The organism is Rouxiella badensis, assembly GCF_026967515.2.
In the GTDB taxonomy this organism is placed as follows: Bacteria; Pseudomonadota; Gammaproteobacteria; order Enterobacterales; family Enterobacteriaceae; genus Rouxiella; species Rouxiella badensis.
Genome location: NZ_CP114062.1, coordinates 2,859,265 through 2,880,558, shown reverse-complemented (window position 1 = coordinate 2,880,558; position 21,294 = coordinate 2,859,265). Strand labels below are relative to the sequence as shown.

19 protein-coding genes are annotated in these 21,294 nt (G+C 55.7%); 11 read left to right on the top strand and 8 right to left on the bottom strand.

Annotated elements, in window-relative coordinates:
* The first annotated feature begins 21 nt into the window (after positions 1–21).
* Positions 22–711 carry a PadR family transcriptional regulator gene (locus O1V65_RS13350; protein WP_017492617.1) on the top strand — a complete coding sequence of 230 codons (690 nt, stop codon included), beginning with the start codon at positions 22–24 and terminating at the stop codon, positions 709–711.
* Here O1V65_RS13350 and kdpE read toward each other — a convergent pair.
* Genes kdpE through kdpF form a run of 6 tightly spaced genes read right to left on the bottom strand, consistent with a single transcriptional unit; the run spans position 701 to position 8,655 of the window.
* A complete protein-coding gene (gene kdpE, locus O1V65_RS13345; protein WP_026110634.1) occupies positions 701–1,390 on the bottom strand; it encodes a two-component system response regulator KdpE in 690 nt (229 codons plus the stop codon). The two genes, O1V65_RS13350 and kdpE, sit on opposite strands and share 11 nt — an antisense overlap.
* Complete coding sequence (gene kdpD, locus O1V65_RS13340; protein WP_026110633.1) at positions 1,371–4,106, bottom strand: two-component system sensor histidine kinase KdpD; 2,736 nt, start codon at positions 4,104–4,106, stop codon at positions 1,371–1,373. Before kdpD ends, kdpE begins: the two co-directional genes overlap by 20 nt.
* Before the next feature lie 27 nt (positions 4,107–4,133).
* A complete protein-coding gene (gene kdpC / locus O1V65_RS13335) occupies positions 4,134–4,730 on the bottom strand; it encodes a potassium-transporting ATPase subunit KdpC (RefSeq protein WP_017492614.1) in 597 nt (198 codons plus the stop codon).
* Positions 4,731–4,760: 30 nt separating this feature from the next.
* On the bottom strand, positions 4,761–6,827 hold the full coding sequence (gene kdpB / locus O1V65_RS13330) for a potassium-transporting ATPase subunit KdpB (protein ID WP_269129781.1): 2,067 nt from the start codon (positions 6,825–6,827) through the stop codon (positions 4,761–4,763).
* Between the two features lie 49 nt (positions 6,828–6,876).
* Complete coding sequence (gene kdpA, locus O1V65_RS13325) at positions 6,877–8,565, bottom strand: potassium-transporting ATPase subunit KdpA (protein ID WP_017492612.1); 1,689 nt, start codon at positions 8,563–8,565, stop codon at positions 6,877–6,879.
* A complete protein-coding gene (kdpF, locus tag O1V65_RS13320; protein WP_017492611.1) occupies positions 8,566–8,655 on the bottom strand; it encodes a K(+)-transporting ATPase subunit F in 90 nt (29 codons plus the stop codon).
* A 408-nt stretch (positions 8,656–9,063) separates the two neighbouring features.
* Here kdpF and O1V65_RS13315 point away from each other — a divergent pair, with 408 nt between their 5' ends.
* From O1V65_RS13315 to O1V65_RS13295, 5 genes are all read left to right on the top strand, one after another.
* On the top strand, positions 9,064–9,270 hold the full coding sequence (locus O1V65_RS13315) for a YbfA family protein (protein ID WP_017492610.1): 207 nt from the start codon (positions 9,064–9,066) through the stop codon (positions 9,268–9,270).
* 178 nt (positions 9,271–9,448) lie between these two features.
* Positions 9,449–10,402 carry a YbgA family protein gene (locus tag O1V65_RS13310; protein WP_017492609.1) on the top strand — a complete coding sequence of 318 codons (954 nt, stop codon included), beginning with the start codon at positions 9,449–9,451 and terminating at the stop codon, positions 10,400–10,402.
* A 21-nt stretch (positions 10,403–10,423) separates the two neighbouring features.
* Positions 10,424–11,863, top strand: a complete 1,440-nt coding sequence (gene phrB / locus O1V65_RS13305) for a deoxyribodipyrimidine photo-lyase (protein ID WP_084911632.1) — start codon at positions 10,424–10,426, stop codon at positions 11,861–11,863.
* A gap of 45 nt (positions 11,864–11,908) precedes the next feature.
* Positions 11,909–12,919, top strand: coding sequence for an MBL fold metallo-hydrolase (locus O1V65_RS13300; protein WP_227955544.1), 1,011 nt, complete (start codon positions 11,909–11,911; stop codon positions 12,917–12,919).
* Positions 12,920–12,977: 58 nt separating this feature from the next.
* Complete coding sequence (locus O1V65_RS13295; protein ID WP_017492606.1) at positions 12,978–13,721, top strand: type 2 GTP cyclohydrolase I; 744 nt, start codon at positions 12,978–12,980, stop codon at positions 13,719–13,721.
* Positions 13,722–13,724: 3 nt separating this feature from the next.
* On the opposite strand, the gene O1V65_RS13290 is transcribed toward O1V65_RS13295, so the two are convergent.
* Entirely contained in the window at positions 13,725–15,194 is a 1,470-nt protein-coding gene (locus O1V65_RS13290) for an MFS transporter (RefSeq protein ID WP_084911630.1), read from the bottom strand.
* A 223-nt stretch (positions 15,195–15,417) separates the two neighbouring features.
* Here O1V65_RS13290 and pxpB point away from each other — a divergent pair, with 223 nt between their 5' ends.
* The 5 genes from pxpB to nei all read left to right on the top strand — a co-directional run bounded on the left by pxpB (position 15,418) and on the right by nei (position 19,234).
* Positions 15,418–16,074, top strand: a complete 657-nt coding sequence (gene pxpB / locus O1V65_RS13285; protein WP_026110799.1) for a 5-oxoprolinase subunit PxpB — start codon at positions 15,418–15,420, stop codon at positions 16,072–16,074.
* Positions 16,068–16,997: a 5-oxoprolinase subunit PxpC gene (pxpC, locus tag O1V65_RS13280; protein WP_269129780.1), complete on the top strand. Its 930-nt coding sequence runs from the start codon at positions 16,068–16,070 to the stop codon at positions 16,995–16,997. Before pxpB ends, pxpC begins: the two co-directional genes overlap by 7 nt.
* On the top strand, positions 16,987–17,724 hold the full coding sequence (pxpA, locus tag O1V65_RS13275; RefSeq protein WP_017493922.1) for a 5-oxoprolinase subunit PxpA: 738 nt from the start codon (positions 16,987–16,989) through the stop codon (positions 17,722–17,724). The genes pxpC and pxpA overlap by 11 nt, the downstream gene beginning before the upstream one ends.
* Positions 17,725–17,789: 65 nt before the next feature.
* Entirely contained in the window at positions 17,790–18,440 is a 651-nt protein-coding gene (pcp, locus tag O1V65_RS13270; protein ID WP_017493923.1) for a pyroglutamyl-peptidase I, read from the top strand.
* Positions 18,440–19,234: an endonuclease VIII gene (gene nei, locus O1V65_RS13265; RefSeq protein ID WP_017493924.1), complete on the top strand. Its 795-nt coding sequence runs from the start codon at positions 18,440–18,442 to the stop codon at positions 19,232–19,234. Before pcp ends, nei begins: the two co-directional genes overlap by 1 nt.
* A gap of 130 nt (positions 19,235–19,364) precedes the next feature.
* Here the strand turns inward: nei and O1V65_RS13260 are convergent, their stop codons facing one another.
* On the bottom strand, positions 19,365–21,188 hold the full coding sequence (locus tag O1V65_RS13260) for a C48 family peptidase (RefSeq protein ID WP_165429710.1): 1,824 nt from the start codon (positions 21,186–21,188) through the stop codon (positions 19,365–19,367).
* Between the last annotated feature and the right edge of the window lie 106 nt (positions 21,189–21,294).

Below are 21,294 nucleotides of genomic sequence, written 5' to 3'. Positions count from 1 at the left end.
TATCTAAAGAGAGGAATATTTATGTTTGCTAAATTTATGGAAGGCCGCCATCGCGGTCACGGTGACCGACTCCGCCGCCATGGCGGAGAAAGGGATGAACGCACAGAGTTTGCGGGTCGTCATCGCGGCGGAAGGCATGCTGCGATGGGCGAAGAGCGTGGAGAAGGGCGTGGCGAGAGACGTTCGCGTCGCGGTGGCGGTCGTGGTGAGAGAATGCAGCGCCTGTTTGAACATGGCGATCTGCGTCTGGTGCTGCTGGCCATGGTGGCGAAGAAACCGAGCCACGGTTATGAGCTGATTAAGGCGATTGAAGAGGCGTCATCCGGCCTTTACGTCCCGAGTCCGGGGGTTATCTATCCGACCTTGACGCTGCTTGAAGAGCAGGATTTCCTTGAGCCGCTGGTCAGTGATAACGGCCGTAAAAGCTATCGTTTGACAGCGGCGGGTCAGGAAGAACTGTCGGCACATCAGGCGGTGGTTGACGCTATCTTTGCGCGACTGGCGAGACGTGAAAAACGCCGCGAGCATGGGAGCAACCTGGCGGAAGGCATTGCTGACAGCATGAACCGTCTGCGCAGCGTACTGCGAGGCAACGTGATGCGTGACGACCTCAGCCCTGAGCAGGTGGAACGGGTCAACGCGACCTTGTTGAAAGCAGCAGAAATTATCGAGGCTGAATTCGCCGCTATTGACGCCGAGCTTAAGGCATAAAACGATAGCCGACGCCGGTTTCTGTCAACAAATGACGCGGCCGGGTGGCGTCCTGTTCCAGTTTTTGCCGTAAATGGCCCATATAAATACGCAAATAGTGGCTGTGTTCCACGTAGTTCGGGCCCCAGACGTGGCTGAGCAACTGCCTTTGCGTAATGACTTTCCCGCTGTTCGCCAGCAGTTCGGCCAGCAGACGGAATTCGATCGGCGTGAGATGCAAGTCTTCTCCGGCACGCTGTACGCGTCGGTTAATTAAATCGACGGTCACGTCGGCAAACGTAATCAGTGGGCTTTCTTGCTGACCTCCTGCGTGACGGCGCAGCGCAACGCGAACCCGCGCCAGCAGTTCCCCAACGCCAAAAGGCTTGGTCAGAAAATCGTCCGCGCCCGCATCGAGCGCGGCAATCTTGTCTTCTTCGCTGGTGCGGGCCGACAACACGATGATCGGAATACTGCTCCAGTGACGAAGGTCGCGGATATACTCCAGCCCGTCGCCGTCCGGCAGGCCAAGGTCGAGAATCACCAGGTCGGGCTTACGCGTCCCGGCCTCAATCAGCCCACGTTGCAGCGTTTCGCTCTCGAAAACTTTCATGCCTTCCCCCTCCAACGCCGTGCGAACGAAGCGTCGGATCTCTTTTTCGTCTTCAACAATCAGAATATTAATCGGGGACACGATCAGTTTCGCCTATGGAGTCAGTGGGTTCGATGGATTCGATATCGGGTAATTTTTCCAACGGCAGCATAAAGCTAAAGGTGGCCCCCCCCTGCGGGTTGTTCTCTGCCCAGATGCGTCCGTTGTGTACGTCAATAATGGCATGACAAATCGCTAACCCCAAGCCCACGCCCGGAATGGCCGATTCTTTATTGCCGCGCGAAAACTTCTCGAAAATCTGCCGTTCGCCACCGGCCATAATTCCTGGACCGTTGTCTGAGACATCAACCTCGACCCAGTCCTCGCTGGTCCGCGCTTTGATAACGATTTTTGCCTGCGAACCGGCATACTTGTGGGCATTTTCCAGCAGATTGATAAACACCCGCTCAATCAGGCTGGCGTCGCAGTTGACCAACAGCATCTCTTCGGGCAAATCCACCGTTATCTGATGGTTGCTGAGCATCGGCTCGAGCATACGCAGCGCGCTGCCAATGATTTCTTCAACCGATTGCCACTCCTTACGCAAATTGAAGCCGCCTGACTGGATGCGCGCCATATCGAGCAAATTATTGACCAGCCTTGTGGTGCTCAGCACCTGCTGACGAATCTGGTTAGCCTGCGGCGCATAGGCCGATCCTTCGCTGGCCAGGTCCAGCGTGAGAATTTCGGCCTGGCCGAACAGCACGGTCAATGGGGTTCGCAGGTCGTGGGAGAGGGCAGACAGCAGCGAGTTGCGCAGCTGTTCGCGTTCGGTCTCCAGCCGTGCGCTTTCGGCCGTCGCCGTCAGTTGGAGGCGTTCTAGCGCGTTGGCTATCAATACGGTGAAGGTTTGCAACAGGCGCTGTTGCTCGGGCACCATCAGTTGGCGCACGTTGGGGGGCTCTACCGCCAGCAGGCCGAGGGATTTCCCCGACGCGACCAGCGGCAGCAGTTGATAAGGCACGCCCGGCAGCGTATCGGTGCCTGCCCCGGCCGGAGACTGTTTGTCGAAGCTCCAGCGGGCAATCGCCTCGTCGACGGCAATCGACAGGCCTGCGGCAAGATCTCCCTGCTGGAAATTCAGCGTACCCTCGGCGTGCTGCTGCGGTAACAGCACGGCGGCCTTGGCCTGCAGCGTGGTTGAAATAAAATGACGACTGGTTTGCGCCACTGCCTCGGGGGTCATTGCCTGACTCAGCCCTTTGGACATTTCATACAAATGCCGCGCCCGTTTTTCGCGATGACGCGCGATCCGCGCCTGATAGCGCACCCCGGCGGTGAGATTACCGATCAGTACGCCAACGATAAGCATTACGGCGAAGGTCAGTAAATACTGGGCGTCGGTGACGGCAAAAGAGCCGCGTGGCTCGACCAGAAACAGGTCAAAGCTGGCGACATTGATAACCGCTGCCAGCACCGACGGCCAGCGCCCGTAGAACAGCGCCGTCAGTACCACGCCAAGCAGATAGACCATAATCAGGTTGGCAGGATCGAAATAGGGATACAGAAACTGTGAGATAAAGGTGATGAGCGCGCAAAGCGCCACCGCCACCGCGCAGCCCTGTAATTGACGGCGAAATCGCTCGCTGAAGGTGCGGGAGTCTTGATCTCGCCGCGAACTTACCGGCGCGGCTTCCTCGAGGCTGACTATCAGCAGGTCGAGCTCGGGACCGATTTTTGCCAGCCGGTCGGTGATGCTTGCGCCCCATTTGAAGCGCTGCTCTTTGCGACGCCCCATAACAATCTTGCCCAGATGATGCTCGCGGGCGTAACGCAGGATAGCCTGTTCCTCCTGCGGGTCGGACAGCGTGGCGGTCTCGGCACCCAGCTCCTGCGCCAGCTTGAGAGCACGAAGGATGGCCCGGCGCTGGCCTTCAGGCAGGCGATGCAGACGTGGCGTCTCGACGTAAACCGCGTGCCAGACGCAGCCAAGCCGTGCGGCGAGTCGTGCCGCTACCCTGACCAGCTTCTCGTTCCCACCGCTGTGACCGATGCACAGCAGCAGGGCGTCGCGGGTATGCCAGACACGCTCCTTGCCCTGCGTGTCGCGGAATTCACGCATCTGGTCATCGACCCTGTCGGCCGTGCGGCGCAGAGACAGTTCGCGCAGGGCGATGAGATTGCCTTTGCGGAAGAAGTGCTCGATAGCGCGTTCAGCCTGACCGGGGATATAAACCTTGCCCTCTTTCAGGCGCTGACGCAGGTCGTCTGGCGGCAGGTCGACCAGCACCACTTCATCCGCCTGGTCGAACACATGATCGGGCACGGTTTCACGAATAATGATGCCGGTAACGCCGCTGACGACGTCATTGAGGCTTTCAATATGCTGTACGTTGACGGTGGTAAAGACGTCGATACCGGCGTCGAGCAGTTCCTCGACGTCCTGCCAGCGTTTCGGATGACGTGAGCCTATTACGTTGCTATGCGCCAGTTCATCCATCAGGATTAGGGCAGGGTGGCGGGCCAGCGCGGCGTCGAGGTCAAACTCGCTGAGCTGACGACCGCGATGAGTAATGCGTTTGGGGGATAAAAGGTCTAACCCAGGCAACATGGCCTGGGTTTCTTTGCGTCCGTGGGTTTCGACGACGCCGACCATCACGTCTAATCCGGTCGCGCGCAACCGCTGCGCCTCTTGCAGCATGGCGTAGGTTTTCCCTACGCCCGCACAGGCGCCGAAGAAGATTTTGAGCTGACCCCGCGGCTTCTCGTTTGCCAGCGCGAGAAGGCTGTCCGGGTCAGGCCGTTGACTGTCGTCGTCTACCATAAACATGTCTTCTTATTGTTGAGGTCATCACTTTTGTGAGGTCAACGCATCCAGTGCCAGATTCAGTTGCAGCACGTTGACCACCGGTTGTCCGGTAAAGCCCAGCACAGGTGCACTGGTGTTTTCGCCAATCAGTTTATTGACCTGATCCAGCGTCAGTTTTCTCGCCGCTGCCACGCGCTGGGCCTGCCAGTTGGCAGCCTCAACGCTGATATGCGGGTCGAGTCCGCTGGCTGATGAAGTCACCAGATCGACCGGCACCTGAGGCGCACTCTGCGGATTGGCCGCACGCAGCGCTGCCACGCGTTCAGCCACGGCTTTATCCAGCGCCGGATTGCTAACTGCAAGATTGCTGCCTGAGGACGCCATCGCATTATAGGCGCTATCCGAGGTGGCGGAAGGGCGTCCCCAAAAATAATCAGGTCGGGAAAAAGATTGCCCAATCAACGCTGAACCCACCGGTTTCCCCGCCTCAAAAATCAGTGAGCCCTGCGCCTGCGAACGGAAGACCAGCGCCGACAGACCAGTGGTCAGCAGCGGATACGCTACGCCGGTAACCAGCGTAAACAGCACCAGCAGCACCAGCGAGGGGCGAAGATAGCGATGACGAATTGCGTTAGTCATTTTATATTCCTTCATTCTTTATCGGGCCGCTTAGGCCATGTGCAGCACAGTGAGGATCAGGTCAATCAGCTTGATACCGACGAACGGCACGAGCAGCCCCCCGACCCCGTAAATCCACAGGTTACGGCGCAGCAGCGATGCGGCACTCATTGGCCTGTAGCTCACCCCTTTCAGCGCCAGCGGGATCAGAAACACAATCACCAGTGCGTTGAAAATAACCGCCGACATAATCGCCGAGGCGGGGGAGTGCAGGTGCATCACGTTCAGCGCATTGAGCTGTGGATACGTTGCCGCAAACGCCGCCGGGATGATGGCGAAGTATTTCGCCACGTCGTTGGCGATGCTGAAGGTGGTCAGCGATCCACGAGTCATCAACATCTGTTTACCGATATGCACCACTTCAATCAGCTTGGTCGGGTTGGAGTCCAAATCGACCATGTTGCCTGCCTCTTTGGCGGCCTGCGTACCGGAGTTCATGGCAACGGCCACGTCGGCCTGCGCCAGCGCCGGGGCGTCGTTGGTCCCGTCGCCGGTCATCGCGACCAGACGGCCTTCGCTCTGATACTGGCGGATAAGCGCCAGTTTAGCTTCCGGTGTGGCCTCCGACAGGAAGTCATCTACCCCAGCCTCGGCGGCAATAGCGGCGGCGGTCAGGCGGTTATCACCGGTTATCATCACCGTCTTGATGCCCATCTTGCGCAGCTCGGCAAAACGTTCCTTGATACCGCCTTTAACGATGTCTTTCAGCTCGACGACGCCCAGTACGCGCGCACCGTCGGCCACGACCAGCGGAGTTCCGCCTTTGCGTGCGACCGTTTCGACCAGGCCTTCAACGGCGGGCGGGAAGTGGCCCTGATTCGACTCGACGTGACGGCGAATAGCGTCAACGGCCCCTTTGCGGATCATTCTTTCACCGACGTTGACGCCGCTCATGCGGGTCTGCGCCGAGAAGGGCACAAAGGTGGCATTCAGCGAATTCAGATCGCGTTCACGCAGGTTAAAGCGCTGTTTCGCCAGCACGACGATGCTGCGGCCTTCCGGCGTTTCGTCCGCCAGTGAAGAGATCTGCGCGGCGTCGGCCAGCTCCTGTTCACTCACCTGAGGCGCCGGTAAAAATTGTGCTGCCTGACGGTTACCGAGCGTGATGGTACCGGTCTTGTCGAGCAACAGTACGTCGACGTCACCGGCTGCCTCGACGGCGCGACCGCTGGTGGCTATCACGTTCGCCTCCAGCATGCGGCTCATGCCCGCCACACCGATGGCCGACAGCAGGCCCCCGATGGTGGTTGGGATCAGGCACACCAGCAGCGCGACCAGCACGGTGATTGTGACCGGTGTCCCGGCATGGCTGGCGTCGACGCTAAACAGCGAGAACGGATACAGCGTGGCGGTCGCCAGCACGAATACCAGCGTCAGCGCCACCAGAAGAATGGTCAGCGCGACCTCGTTCGGTGTCTTGCGGCGTTTTGCGCCTTCAACCATGGCAATCATCCGGTCAAGGAAGGTTTCGCCTGGGTTGACGGTGCACTCGACAATCAGCCAGTCGGACAGCACACGTGTACCGCCGGTTACCGAGGAGAAGTCACCGCCGGACTCGCGAATAACCGGGGCAGACTCACCGGTGATGGCGCTTTCATCTACCGACGCTCCGCCAATCAGTACCTCGCCGTCGCACGGCACGGTATCACCGGCTTCAATCAGCACATAGTCGCCTTTGCGCAGGCTGTCTGCGGCCACTTTGATCGGCGGTGACTCAGGGCGCGCCTCGTAAAGTTTCTTCGCCCAGCTGGTTTTCTGTACGCCTTTCAGGCTCTCGGCCTGCGCCTTGCTGCGGCCTTCCGCCAGCGCTTCGGCAAAGTTGGCAAACAGCACGGTAAACCACAGCCACAGGGAGACGCTGCCGGTAAAGGCGGCGCTGCCCTCGGTTTTACCCATCAAAATCGCCAGCCAAATCAGCGTGGTGAGGATACTGCCCAGATACACCACGAACATCACCGGGTTACGCCACTGTACGCGTGGATCCAGTTTTTTCACTGCATCCAGCGTCGCGGTACGGATTAGCCGGGGTTCAAACAGGGCACGTTGTTTGCGAGTCATCGTATTCTCTCTTTAACATCTGTTGTGCAAATCATGTTTGGCGTAGAAATCAGTGCGCCAGCCACACTTGTAAATGCTCAGCTACCGGACCCAGCGCCAGCGCCGGAATAAAGGTCAACGCACCGACCAGCAGGATGGTGCCGATCAGCAGGCCGATAAACAGCGGGCCAGCGGTCGGAAGTGTGCCGTTGCCTGCGGACTGACGTTTTTTGGCGACCAGCGATCCGGCGATGGCCAGCACCGGAAGAATCACCCCAAAGCGGCCGAAGAACATGGTCACGGCCAGCGACAGGTTGTAGAACGGTGTGTTAACGCTCAGTCCACCAAAGGCGCTGCCGTTGTTGTTTGCGGCAGAGGAGAAGGCGTAGAGCACCTCGCTGAAACCGTGTGCACCTGGGTTACCAATCCCCGCCAGCCCGGCCGGAGTGACCAGCGCCAGCGCCGTGCCCAGCAGCACCAGCGTTGGTGTCACCAGAATCGCCAGTGCGGTCATCTTCATATCGAAGACGTCGATTTTCTTGCCAAGGTATTCCGGTGTGCGGCCAATCATCAGTCCGGCGATAAACACCGTCAGCAGCACGAACAGCAGCATGCCGTAGAGGCCTGAGCCAACGCCGCCGAACACCACCTCACCAATCTGCATCAGCCACATTGGGATCATGCCGCCGAGGGCAGTGAAGGAGTCGAGCATGGCGTTGACCGCACCGCAGGAGGCGGCGGTGGTGATTACGCTAAACATGCTTGAAGCCAGAATCCCGAAGCGGGCCTCTTTACCTTCCATATTGATGTTGCTGGTCGCACCCAGAGCCGACAGGTGTGGATTACCCTGCAACTCGGCGGCCATGACAATGACTACGCAGACCACAAAAATCAGCGACATTGTCCACAGCAGTGCGTGACCCTGACGGCTATCGCCCACTACGCGGCCAAACGAGAAGCACAGCGCACAAGGGATAAGGAAAATGGCCAGCATCTGAACCATGTCGGTCATGGCGGTCGGGTTTTCATACGGGTGTGCCGAGTTGGCCCCGAAGAAGCCGCCACCGTTGGTGCCGAGCATTTTGATCGCTTCCTGAGAGGCAACAGGCCCCATCGGCAGCGTCTGCTGTACGCCTTCAAGCGTGGTGATGTGCTGATAAGCCTCAAGGTTTTGCAGCACGCCCTGGCTGACAAAATAGAGCGCCATCAGCAGGGAAATCGGCAGCAGTACGTAAAGCGTAATGCGCAGCAGGTCACTCCATGCGTTACCGATAGTCTTGCCTGAAGGACGAGCAAAGGCGCGGATCAGCGCAAAGGCGACCGCAATACCGGTTGCCGCCGACAGGAAGTTCTGCACCGTTAGTCCGACCATCTGGCTGAAATAGCTCAGCGCGCTTTCGCCGCTGTAGGCCTGCCAGTTGGTGTTAGAGACAAAGCTGACGGCGGTGTTAAACGCCAGATCCCAGGAAAGGCTTGGGAAATGCTGCGGATTCCACGGCAAAACGCCCTGCAACATCAGGATGGCCATCAGCAGGACGATGCCCAGCATGTTGAAGCCGAGAATGGCTATCGCGTACTGTTTCCAGTTCATTTCCGAGTCGGACGCGCCCGCCAGACCCAGAACTCTACGTTCGAACCCCGCCACCCTTGGGCCAATGTCACCTTCAATCAGGCTGGCCATAAACTTGCCCAATGGGTGAGACAGCAGCAGTAAAACCAGCATAAAGCTGGCAATCAACAGAAACGCTGAAGCGGCCATTTAAAACTCCTCCGCATTAAGCAGGGCGTAGACCAGATAGCCGAGCAGTAAAAGAACGAGTAGCCCGCCGATAATTACCCCAATATTCACAACCCACCCCTTAGTTTGTTTCACCCGCCACCCTTGGCGTTGTAGCTGCGTGAGACTTGCTACAACGCCAAGGATTTTGGGAACGATGTTGATTTGTAATCAGTAAAGCGAGTGTAAATATTGGCTTCTAAAGAACCTGAAAAGATGGATGGGGCAGGTGTAAAAAAAGTATAAAAATGGCGAATTAATCGACGAGTAACGTCTGGGAAGTAGTTAATTAACAGTTTTGTAACTTAATTACCGGGGAAGGATGAAATTGTGCTTTTTTACGTCAAAATAGTGGTCCGATCAGTAGTAAAATTACAGCATGTACGTTAAAATTTGTACAAATAACCAACGGTCAATCTTTCCAGTCTTTTTCCGGAGCAGGTCAATCAGGAACGCGGACTGGCCCAGAGGAGAATGTTTATGTCTGATTACACCCCGTATAGCCTTGCACGCATTATGTTACGGCGCACCTTTGTCGTGCTGGTCGGCGTAGTGGCGCTACCCGTAATGTTATTCCGTGCCGACCGTGCACGTTTTTATAGCTATCTGCATCGAGTATGGGCAAAAACCAGCAACAAACCGGTATGGCTGGCACGGGCCGAAACCGCCGGTCAGTATTTCTATTAAGCATTAGTGCAGTATAAAAAAGCGTCCCTGATTAAGGCCAGCAACCTCTTGCTGGCCTTTTTACATTTTGTCCCAAGGCTGAGTACAAACTTGTACAAAATGCATTTTTTGTATAAGTTTAATGAGGGCGATGCAGGTTTTTTGCATCGCCACGGACAGCAAATGCCAGGAGTCGCACATGAGTGAAAAAATTCCCATTGGGATCAGCGCCTGCCTGCTAGGAGAGAGGGTTCGTTTTGACGGCGGACACAAACGACTGGCCTTCGCCGTTGATCAGTTAGCGCCTTATGTACATTTTGAACCTGTCTGCCCGGAAATGGCGATTGGCCTTCCTACCCCAAGACCGGCACTGCGCCTGGTGAATCATCCAGACGGCGTTCGCATGTGTTTCAGTAACGAACCCAACGTCGATATTACCGATAAAATGCAGCACTACGCCGAGCAGCGTATTGCCTCGCTCGCGCACCTTTGCGGCTATATTCTTTGCGCAAAATCGCCCAGCTGCGGCATGGAGCGGGTGCGCGTCTACCGTGAAAACAGCAAAGACAACAGCAAAGTTGGCGTTGGGATCTACACCGCCGAACTGCAAAAGCAGCTGCCGTGGCTGCCAATAGAAGAAGACGGACGGCTTAACGACCCTGTGCTGCGCGAGAATTTTGTCGAACGCGTTTATGCACTCTATGAGCTGAAAATGCTGCAAGCCTCAGGGCTGTCGCGCGGCAAACTGATGGCGTTTCACAGCCGCTATAAGCTCTCTTTACTGGCGCACTCTCAGCCCGAATATCGCGAGCTGGGTCGTTTTGTGGCGGCAATGGATAAATGGGCGTCGCTCGACGACTATTTCATCGAATACCGCAACAGGCTGATGACTCTAATGACCCACAAAGCCACACGGCGCAACCACACCAATGTGCTGATGCACGTACAGGGATATTTCCGCAAACAGCTCAATAGTGGACAACGCCAGGAGCTGGCAAAGCTTATCGACCATTATCGTCAGGGTTTGCAGCCTCTGCTGGCCCCTATCACGCTGCTCAAACATTACATGAATGAATATCCCGACGAGTATCTCCAGCAGCAGCGCTATTTCGAGCCCTATCCCGAGGCTCTGCGTCTGCGTTACGGGCACTGATTTCACAAGGAATGACTGGTTATGACCACCCATTTGGTCTGGTTTCGTAATGATTTACGCATCACCGACAACCGCGCACTGGCTGCCGCCTGCGCAGACGTTGATGCCACTGTTATCGCGGTGTTTATTGCCACGCCGGGGCAGTGGCGCAGGCACGACATGGCGCCTCGTCAGGCCGCGTTTATTTATCAGCATCTGCTCGCGTTGCAGTCTTCGCTGGCCGAGCGCGGTATCCCGCTTTATTACCAGCAGTGCGAGCTGTTTTCCGACGCCGTCGATTGGCTGAAGGCGTTCGTCGCAGAGCACAAGGTTGATGCGCTGTTTTATAATAATCAGTATGAAATCAACGAGGTTGCACGGGATGCCGCGTTAGACAAGGCGTTGTCGACAGAGCTTACCCTCCACCGTTTTGACGACAGCCTGCTTTTGCCTCCGGGTTCGGTAACGACCGGTGAGGGCGGCATGTACAAGGTTTATACGCCGTTTCGTCGCGCATTTTTACAGCGTCTGAGTGAGTCCGACACTCGCTCACTGGCCGCACCGCAGGCGCGTAACAACCCGTATAAAGGTCAATCAGCCCCGATTAAGCCCTTCGACTATCCGCAGGAAGAGGTTGGTGACGATTTTCCCATAGGCGAAGAGGCCGCTCGCGACCGGCTGCGGCGTTTCTGTCGTGAAAATGTGCAGGACTACCTCGAGCAGCGCGACTTGCCCGCCATTGACGGCACCAGCACGCTCTCCCCGTACCTTGCCATTGGCGTACTGTCGCCGCGTCAGTGCCTTAATCGCCTGCGCGCGGAACATCCTCACGCGTTGGAAAAAACCGACGGTGGCGCGTTTGGCTGGCTCAACGAGCTGGTCTGGCGTGAGTTTTACCGCCATTTGCTGGTGGCCTGGCCGCATCTTTGCAAGCACAAACCCTTCATCGAGTGGACGGACGGCGTGCGCTGGCGCGATGCTCCTGACGATTTAAAGGCCTGGCAGGCGGGTAAAACCGGCTATCCCATCGTTGACGCCGCCATGCGTCAGTTAAACGCCACCGGCTGGATGCACAATCGTCTGCGGATGATCGTCTCGAGCTTTCTGGTTAAGGACCTGCTTATCGACTGGCGCAGCGGCGAACGCTACTTCATGTCGCAGCTTCTTGACGGCGATCTCGCGGCCAACAACGGCGGCTGGCAGTGGGGAGCATCGACCGGCACCGACGCGGCCCCCTACTTTCGCATCTTCAACCCGACGACGCAGGGAGAGCGTTTCGACAAGCAGGGGCGCTTCATCAAGGCCTGGGTTCCTGAGCTTGCCGAGGTGCCAGAAAAAGATATTCACCACCCACATCAATGGGCCGAGAAACAGCGCCGCGTGCTAGACTATCCTCACCCGATTATCGATCACGCCCGAGCACGCAAGGATACCCTTGCGGCGTTTGAAACCGCTAAAAGTCGCGCTCAGGCTGACAACTAAGGCTTACTGTCTTGGTTAAGGATCGGCACAACATGGAGCGATGTGATGACAACAAGATGGTGGAGCACGGCCCTGTTTCTCGGGGCCGGTTTAGGCTACGCATTCAGCGCCAACGCGGGCTTTAAGGTAGTCGCGCTGGGCGTCAACGGCGGGGTGGAAGAGGGAAATCTGACCTCGTATCTGATTCGCAGTAATTCGCAAACGCGCTATCTGGCGCTCGACGCCGGTTCGGTTCTGCCGGGTATCAGTAAGGCATTGGCAAAAGGCAGCTTTCCTGAGGTCACGGCGCAAAATTCAGCGCCGTTTACGCCACAGGGGGCGGTATTTCGCCAACTGATTAGCGCCTACTTCATCAGCCACGGTCATCTTGACCATCTTGCCGGGCTGATCGTCGCCTCACCGCAGGACAGCAAAAAACCGATTTACGGCACCAATGACACCATCGATATTCTGCGCCAGCACTATTTCAATTGGCGAGTGTGGCCTAATTTCAGCGACTCAGGCAGCGGCCAGCGCATTGGCACCTATCGACTGACGGCGCTCAGACCGGGGCAGCGCGCGTCGTTGGGGACCAGTGGGCTGAGCGGCGTCGTTTATCCGCTCAGCCACGGCGGCGTCAGTTCGTCGATGCTGTTGGTCAGTAATGAACTGGCGAGCCAACAGCAGGAAACCTTTGCCTTCTTTGGCGATACCGGTGCCGATAAGCAGGAGAAGTCGCGCGATCTCGGCGCTATCTGGCGCGTGTTGGGGGAGGAGATTAAACAGCATCGCCTCAAGGGGATGATTATCGAGACCTCTTTCCCGAATGGTGTTCCTGATGCACAGCTCTTTGGTCACCTCACCCCCGCGCTGCTGCTGGGTGAGCTGAAAAACCTCGAGCAGGCGGCAGGGGGCGCGGGCTCGCTTAAAGGGCTGAAGATTGTCATCAGCCATATCAAGCCGTCGTTAATGGCTGGGGCAGACCCGCGCGCCGAGATTATGCGTCAGCTTGAAGAGGGGAATCGCCTCGGCGTACACTTCATCTTTATGCAGCAGGGCGACAGTCAGGCGTTTTAACGCTTCTGCTTCGCCACCTTTCCGGCTCTGCGCAACACCCAGATTTATGGAAAATGTTATGAATAACATAGAATTAGAAAAAATTATCGACCGTAAGCTCGACGTCAACGCCTTCAAGGATTACGCGCCAAACGGCCTACAGGTTGAGGGCAGCAGCGAAGTCAAACGCGTAGTGACGGGCGTGACCGCCAGCCAGAAGCTGCTCGACGCTGCCGTCGCGCACGGTGCGGACACTCTTATCGTCCACCACGGCTATTTCTGGAAAAATGAACCCGCTGCGGTGCGAGGGATGAAGCGTAATCGTCTGAAAACGCTACTGCTTAATGATATCAATCTTTACGGCTACCATCTGCCGCTCGATGCGCATCCTGAGCTGGGCAATAATGCTCAGCTGGCTAACCTGTTTGGCATTAAGGTCTTGGGTGAAATCATGCCGCTGGTGCCTTACGGCGAGCTAGAAACGCCGCTGGCGGCTGAAGAGTTTCATCAGGTGATTGAACAGCAGCTGGGTCGCAAGGTGTTGCACAGCGCCGAGGGCGGACCGCAGACGATTCGTCGTATCGCGTGGTGCTCGGGTGGCGGTCAGGGCTTTATTCAGCAGGCCGCCGACTTTGGCGTCGATGCGTTTATTTCTGGCGAAGTCTCCGAGCAAACTATTCACATCGCTCGCGAGATGGGGCTGCACTTCTTTGCCGCGGGCCATCACGCCAGCGAACGCTATGGCGTGAAGGCGCTGGGCGAATGGCTTACCGCCGAGCACGGCCTTGACGTGACCTTTATCGATATCGATAACCCGGCGTAAACCTTATCGACCTTGTCGCGCGACCCTCGGTGGCGCGACATCTTCCTCGTCTTGTTCTTCTTCTTTTAACGTGATGTCGCTGTCTTCGAGCAGAATAAACGCACGTTGAAGTCCGGTATCCGCCTCGGGGTCGGCCCCCTGTTCACGCCTCTCCGCCACCTTGTCTGCGTCAGACGCCTCCGCGGGCGTAATCTGTTCTACTGTCTCGTGCGCAGGCATCTGATCCTGAATCATCTGTTCATCGAGATTTGGATTCAGCGCAGGTGACAGCGGTGAGCTGCTCAGGCTGTCTGGCATCGCGATGTGTGGCACCGGCGCATCTACCGCCATCTGCGTCTGCTGCTCTTTCGCCGAAGTGCGACTCAGTGCCACAATACCCGCCGCGCAAAGCGCAAAGAACGCATAAAGAATCTTGCCGCCCAGCGGTTCAATCAGCGCCCCAACGAGCAAGGGACCGATACAGGCACCCACGCCGAAGGCCATTAACAGACAGGCAGAAAGCGATACCCTTCGCTCCGGTTCAATCATGTCATTGGCCAGCGCCACGACCAGCGGGTAGAGCGTGAACTGCATCAGGCTGACGATGAATCCGCAGGCCAACAGCAGCGGGAAAGAGATATGGCTGAAAACCGCCAGCGGCAGTGCCGTGATGGCCAACAGCAACGCATTGATACGCATCAGCATATTGCGGTTATAGCGGTCAGACAGCCAGCTTAGCGGAAACTGCGCGACCAGACCGGCGAATATCGCCAAAGCCATGAACAGACCGGTTTGCTGTGTCGAGAGCGACTGTTGGCTGGTATAGAGCGGTGCCATGCCGTAAAACGCCCCGATAATCATGCCAATTACCAGCGTAATTGCCAGCACCTTGGGGATCGCGCCGATAAAGAATTTCAGCTCCATGGGGGCCGGCGACATATGTCCAACCTTGGTCCGGGTGGTCAACGCGATGGGCACCAGACACAGGGCGAAGCACAGCGCGATAACTAACAGAGTGCTCATGCCGAGTCCGGTTTGCAGCATCAGCACCACCTGTCCCAGCGCCATGCCGAGGTAAGAGGCCGCCATATAAAAACCGAAGACGACGCCGCGCTGGCTCGATTCCGACTGGTCGTTAAGCCAGCTCTCAAGCACCATGTACTGACACATCATGCATAGCCCGATAATCAGGCGTAGCACCACCCAGATGGGAATAATCTCGGTCAGTCCGTGGCCTATCACCGCTGCCGTAATGATACCTGAGCAGGATACGTAGGCCCGAATATGCCCGACGCGGGCAATCAGGTAATGGCCAACCTTGCCGCCAATCACCAGACCAATATAGTTAGCGGCAATGATTGCCCCAATCATGGCACCGCTGACGTTTATCGCGCTCAGACGCAGGGAGACGTAGGTGGTGAGGAGGCCGGAACCGAGTAGCATCAACAACGTGGTGGTATAAAGCGGAAAAAAAACGCCGAAGGTCTTTTTCACTGTTTCTCCCTTTTAAATGAGGCAATCCTCCCTTTTACGCCTTCCAGGCCGGCGGAGGTTTGCAGAAACATAAGACACACTGGCGGTCTTTTGCCTAAAGGATAGCAGCAGATCGCCGCTTCGTCCTTCACGGGACCGCGTCTGCCACCATTTTTAGCCTATATCTGAGCCACAAATAGCGTTATCTTAATTTGTATATTATCTGTGGCTTAGGAGTCATTAATTGCAACGAGCACGGTGTTACTTGTTAGGTGAACGCGCTGTCGTTCTCGAGCTGGAGCCTCCCGTTTCACTGGCGAGCCAGCAGCGGATCTGGGGACTGTCCCAACGTCTGGCGCAGGACGCCAGCGTCAAGGAGGTTATTCCCGGCATGAATAATTTAACCGTGATACTGGCCGAACCGCAACATTCTGCCCTTGATGCTATCGAGCGTTTGCAGACCTGGTGGGAAGAGAGTCAGGCGTTTGAGCCGGAGTCTCGGCTGGTTGAAATTCCGGTGGTCTATGGCGGCAAGGGGGGGCCTGATCTTGAGGGCGTCGCCAGCCATAATGGCATGACCGCGCGTCAGGTGGTGGAGTGCCACAGCGGCGCAGAGTACATCGTTTATTTCCTCGGCTTCCAGCCCGGTTTCCCCTATCTTGGCGGCATGCCGGAGGCGCTGACAACGCCTCGCCACGCCGAGCCGCGTCTCAGCGTTCCGGCGGGAACGGTCGGTATTGGCGGCAGCCAGACGGGCATTTACCCCCTTATTACCCCCGGCGGCTGGCAGCTTATCGGCCATACGTCGCAGCCGATGTTTGATCCTAAGAGCCGTTTGCCGACCCTGTTGCGCCCCGGTGACCGGGTTCGCTTTCTGCCGCTGAAGGAGGGCGTATGTTAAAAGTTTTACGTGCCGGAATGCAGACTACCGTTCAGGACCTTGGCCGTGAAGGCTATCGTCAACTGGGCGTCAGCCAGTCGGGTGCACTCGATGCGCCCGCGCTGCGTATCGCCAACCTGCTGGTGGGTAACGATGAAAATGCCGCCGGTCTGGAAATTACGCTGGGTCAATTCAGCGTCCAGTTTACTAAAAAGGGCTGGATAGCGCTGACCGGCGCAGGCAGCCACACTACGCTGGACGGCGTGTCGTTGTGGACAGGCTGGTGTTATCCGGTCAAGGCAGGTCAAGTGCTGACCATGAAGATGCCGATGCGCGGTATGCGGAGCTATCTGGCCGTGGCGGGAGGCATTAACGTTCCCGAGGTGCTCGACTCTCGCAGCACCGACATTAAAGCCGGATTCGGTGGCTTTGAAGGCCGCGCGCTGAAAGACGGCGACGTGCTGTCGGTCGGCAAGGCGATAAAAGAGCCGCAAAAATCCACCGGCGTTAAGCAGCTGCTGTTCGGTAACCGTATCCGCGCGGTGCCGGGGCCGGAATATCAGGAATTCAGCCACGATGCACGCGAGTCGTTCTGGCGCACGGCGTGGCAGCTTAGCCCGCAGAGTAACCGTATGGGATACCGCCTGCACGGCCATGAGCTGACTCGCGAAATCAAACGCGAAATGCTGTCGCACGGCCTGGTGCCGGGCGTCGTGCAGGTACCGCACGGCGGCCAGCCGATTGTGCTGATGGCCGACGCGCAAACTACCGGCGGTTATCCACGCATTGCCTGCGTTATCGAGGCTGACCTTTACCATCTTGCGCAGATTCGTCTGGGGATGCCGATTCACTTCGTGAAGTGTACCGTTGAAGAGGCTCTGCACGCGAAGCGTGAACAAGATCGTTTTATCGAACAAATTAAGTGGGGACTGCATGAGCGTTGATTTAAATGCCGACCTTGGCGAAGGCTGTGAAAATGATGAGGCCCTGCTGCAACTGGTGAGTTCGGCGAATATTGCCTGTGGTTTTCACGCCGGGGATGCGCAGACCATGTTGCAGTCGGTGCGTTGGGCCATCCAGTACGGCGTTGCGATTGGGGCGCATCCCAGCTTCCCCGACCGGGAAAACTTTGGTCGTACCGCGATGCAGCTTCCGCCCGAAACCGTTTATGCGCAGGTGGTCTATCAGCTCGGTGCATTGGCGGCGATTGCTCGCGCCGAGGGTGGGAAAATGGTTCACGTTAAACCGCATGGCATGCTCTACAATCAGGCAGCGACGGACGAAGTATTGTCTGACGCCATCGCCCGTGCGGTGCATGACGTTGACCCATCGTTAGTGCTGGTGGGGCTGGCGGGCAGTGAGCTCATTCGCGCCGGTGAACGTCTGGGCCTGAAAACGCGTCAGGAGGTGTTTGCCGACCGTCGATATCAGAGCGACGGCAATCTGGTGCCACGCAGCCAGCCTGATGCGATGATCGAGACCGATGCGCTTGCGCTGGAGCAAACGCTGGGCATGATTTTGGACCAGCAGGTCGTTAGCCGTGACGGAGTGAAGGTACCGGTTCAGGCCGACACCGTCTGTCTCCACGGTGATGGGGAACATGCACTGGCCTTTGCCCGCAGCCTACGCGCCGCATTTGCCGAGAAAAATATTCCGGTTAGCGCCGAGTAGTTTTGCACTTTGATTGTGGATGACGGTGAGTCGTTTGAGCTGTCATCTGCCCATAAGGATCAGTGATGCGTAAAGTTCTAGTGACCGGTTTTGAGCCATTCGGCGGTGAACGGGTGAACCCCTCGTGGGAAGTGGTGAAAAAATTGCAGGACGTGCAGCTTTCTGGCGTCAGTCTGGCCGTGCGCCAATTGCCCTGCGTATTCGGCAAGGCAATCTCAGCCCTGAATCTGGCCATCGACGAGGTGGATCCCTTGATGGTTATCTGCGTCGGGCAGGCCGGTGGGCGCGTCGATTTTTCCATTGAACGCGTGGCTATTAACATCGATGATGCGCGCATTGCGGACAACGATGGCCAACAGCCGGTCGACCAGCCGATTGTTGCCGAGGGACCTGCGGCCTATTTTGCTCAGTTGCCCATCAAGGCGCTGGTCAACGGACTGCGTGAGGCGGGGATCCCGGCCTCGGTATCACAAACTGCCGGGACTTATGTGTGTAATCACGTGATGTACGGTCTGTTGCACCGTATGGCGCGGGGCGATAGCAACGTGATGAAAGGTGGGTTTATTCACGTGCCTTACTTGCCCGAGCAGGCCGCGCTGCACCCCGGCAGCGCCAGCATGTCGGAACATACGCTGCTGGAGGCGTTAGAGTTAACTATCGCTATTGCGCTGCACACTGAAAAAGATTTATCTGTCGCAGAAGGAGCCACACACTAATGCCAGAAGGACCAGAAATCCGCAGAGCAGCGGATTTGCTTGAAACGGCGGTAGTCGATAAACCCTTGACTGACGTCTGGTTTGCTTTCCCTAAGCTTCAGCCTTATCAACCCTCATTGATAGGCCAGCGCGTTAAAGGCATTGAGACGCGCGGTAAAGCGCTGCTGACCCACTTCACTAACAGCCTCACGTTGTATAGCCACAACCAGCTCTACGGTGTCTGGCGCGTATTTAAACCCGGCGACGTTATCGACCACGGCAAGCGTTCACTGCGGGTGAAGATTGCCACGCCGGACAGCGCTATTCTGCTCTACAGCGCATCGGATATCGAAATCTGGCCGACGGAAGAAGTCTACCAGCACCCGTTCCTTCAGCGAATTGGGCCTGATGTGCTTGACGTGACGTTAACCGTTGAAGAGGTGAGGGCACGTCTGCTATCCCGACGCTTTAGCCATCGTCAGCTTGGCGGGACGCTGCTGGACCAGGCGTTTCTGGCCGGTCTGGGCAACTATCTGCGTGCCGAAATTCTGTGGCAGGCGAAGCTTTTGCCCTCACATCGCCCGGCAGATTTAAACGACCAACGGCTGGATCTGCTCGCCGATGCCTGCTTGTCTATCGCTCGTCACTCTTACGCCATGCGCGGCACGATGGATGAAAATGTGCACCACGGCGCGATGTTCCGCTTTAAGGTGTTTGCTCGTGAAGGCAAGCCCTGCGAACGCTGCGGGGCGGCTATCGTGAAAAGCAGCGTCTCGTCTCGGCCTTTCTTTAGCTGTCCGGGATGTCAGATGTAAAGCGACCTGCCGACGGTTTTAAGCAGTTAAGTCGTAGAGCAATAGATCAGTAATAGGTGCGCTTGCATCTATTACTGCCTACTGTTTCGACAGATACATATGACAGGCTTTTATGAATTAGTCAGTATCGCTACCGCGATATGGCCTCGCTCAGGGCACTCAACAATTCCGCTCTTCCACGGAGGTTAAACATATGCTGCTCCTCGTCAAGAGTTTGCAGGAAGTCATCACTCATTTTCAGTAATGCATTCTGGTAATTTTCACTAGTTTGTTTGGAAACGACCTCCATCGCCTTGGCGACAAAAAGCCCGCAGGCGTCAGGACAGAATGTCTGAAGGTCTTTGCTAATGGTCAAGATGTTTCCCTCTGCACCACAATCTTTAGCCAGTTTCTTAAACCGTTCATAGTTTTCTAAGTCAGATGCGCCATTCATACTGTCAAACATCAGGGCTTGCTTAGTATTTGTGCTGTCGTAAAAAGTGCCAAACAGGTACCAGTGCTCATTTAATAATAGTGGGACGAAATGCGTTTTTACGGTGCTTCTATTATTGACGTCAAATAATTCGATAAGACGCTGGGAAGCGGTAGCATTATCCGTCGGTAATTCCCTCGCTTCGTGAAATAAGGTGGTTTTTGAGAAAGTTTTTCCTAAATCGTCAGTTAATTTTTTTGAAAAGGCATCAATTTCGACTGAGGTAATAAATCGGTTGTTGTCAAAAATAGTGTTTTCGTTAGATGTTTCGTCATTGTTTACTATATTTTTCAAGTGTTCTATGGACTGATAAATTGTCTCGGCGATCTCCGGTTTGTGGTCGAGAACACCTTCTTCCTGCGGCTTGAATCCAGCAATAAACAACAGTTTTGGAGGGATTTTCCAGTGATTCTCTGGGGGGGTATTTATATGTTCATTATGTTTTTTAACTATAATAAATAAATTTAGACTTTTTTCCTCTATAATTTTTTTTATTTCCGGATTTTGTGGGCAATTTTGCTTACCGGTATATAAATCAAAGATGAATTTCTGTGCTTCTAAAGCCTCTGACGCATCTATTGACGCATTTTTTGAAGCCTTTGCAATATCTTCTGCCGTCTTTTCTTTTCCAACACGTGCGGGAGTAGATAGACCCCCTCCACAGGCGGAAAAAAACATCCGGTCAAGAGCATAATTTGAAAGAGGCTTCCCAAATATAATCTCATGTTTAAAATCGTTTTTAGTTTTTGGCAGGATCCTTTCGTCAATTTGAGCGTAAATATGCTTTTCATAAGAGTTACGAGGTGGGGGGCCCCTTCTCGTTGAGGATTGACTATAAAGAGGATTATCTATGAGGTTAAGCTCGGTATCATTCTCTGACACGCCCATAGAATTCTGCGAGCCGCTATCACTGGTGCTGCTCGTCGGGCTTGAAGAGTCAGTATTGTCATCGCTCTCATGTCTCGATCTATTAGTGACTGAAGCAGTTACCGGAAGGGGGTCTCCAGATTGTTTTGGCAATCGATTCTGATTGGAATCCTGATTTGATAATTTAATTTTGCCGCGCAAGTTAACGAAAGAATTAACACAGTCATTGAGCCTGTTAAGAAAAGATTCATTATAACCTTCCGTGCTGTATGAGCTTGCAGAAGATAAATCTTCACTGGATGAATGATTAAACGGCTCTGGATAAGGGTCGACCAAAGAATATGGTGGAGGGGGCGGGAGTGGTTCCAGTTGCAGTGGCAGTAGTGGTGGTGCCTGCCTTTTATAGTTACCTTGCTGTGGCTTTCTAAGAACGAAATTAGATTTCATCGAAGATGGAGAAGATTTAACATCTTTGGGAGTAATAAACGGGGCCGTAAGTTTAGTGTCAAGTTTACCGAAAATAGGCGCTTCAAAGGGCGTCTCTTTTGCCTCTATGTCGGTTTGTTGTGTCACTTGTATATTGCGTTGTGCTGCCGATGTTATGCCGAGTGCCATGGCAGTGCTCCTGGATTGGTAAAGTTGCCCAGTATGCTATTTATGCAGTAAAGATGGGTATCAAGGATCGCTTATTTATTGGAAAGGAGAACGTTTTTCTGTTTCA

What these genes read in the sequence shown, in the direction of transcription:
- phrB (WP_084911632.1), top strand. Translation starts at nt 10,424, where the DNA reads ATGACCACCCATTTGGTCTGGTTTCGTAATGATTTACGCATCACCGAC.
- O1V65_RS13350 (WP_017492617.1), top strand. Translation starts at nt 22, where the DNA reads ATGTTTGCTAAATTTATGGAAGGCCGCCATCGCGGTCACGGTGACCGA.
- kdpB (WP_269129781.1), bottom strand. Translation starts at nt 6,827, where the DNA reads ATGACTCGCAAACAACGTGCCCTGTTTGAACCCCGGCTAATCCGTACC.
- kdpA (WP_017492612.1), bottom strand. Translation starts at nt 8,565, where the DNA reads ATGGCCGCTTCAGCGTTTCTGTTGATTGCCAGCTTTATGCTGGTTTTA.
- kdpD (WP_026110633.1), bottom strand. Translation starts at nt 4,106, where the DNA reads ATGGTAGACGACGACAGTCAACGGCCTGACCCGGACAGCCTTCTCGCG.
- O1V65_RS13315 (WP_017492610.1), top strand. Translation starts at nt 9,064, where the DNA reads ATGTCTGATTACACCCCGTATAGCCTTGCACGCATTATGTTACGGCGC.
- pcp (WP_017493923.1), top strand. Translation starts at nt 17,790, where the DNA reads ATGCGTAAAGTTCTAGTGACCGGTTTTGAGCCATTCGGCGGTGAACGG.
- pxpC (WP_269129780.1), top strand. Translation starts at nt 16,068, where the DNA reads ATGTTAAAAGTTTTACGTGCCGGAATGCAGACTACCGTTCAGGACCTT.
- O1V65_RS13310 (WP_017492609.1), top strand. Translation starts at nt 9,449, where the DNA reads ATGAGTGAAAAAATTCCCATTGGGATCAGCGCCTGCCTGCTAGGAGAG.
- O1V65_RS13260 (WP_165429710.1), bottom strand. Translation starts at nt 21,188, where the DNA reads ATGGCACTCGGCATAACATCGGCAGCACAACGCAATATACAAGTGACA.
- O1V65_RS13300 (WP_227955544.1), top strand. Translation starts at nt 11,909, where the DNA reads ATGACAACAAGATGGTGGAGCACGGCCCTGTTTCTCGGGGCCGGTTTA.
- kdpC (WP_017492614.1), bottom strand. Translation starts at nt 4,730, where the DNA reads ATGACTAACGCAATTCGTCATCGCTATCTTCGCCCCTCGCTGGTGCTG.
- O1V65_RS13295 (WP_017492606.1), top strand. Translation starts at nt 12,978, where the DNA reads ATGAATAACATAGAATTAGAAAAAATTATCGACCGTAAGCTCGACGTC.
- pxpA (WP_017493922.1), top strand. Translation starts at nt 16,987, where the DNA reads ATGAGCGTTGATTTAAATGCCGACCTTGGCGAAGGCTGTGAAAATGAT.
- nei (WP_017493924.1), top strand. Translation starts at nt 18,440, where the DNA reads ATGCCAGAAGGACCAGAAATCCGCAGAGCAGCGGATTTGCTTGAAACG.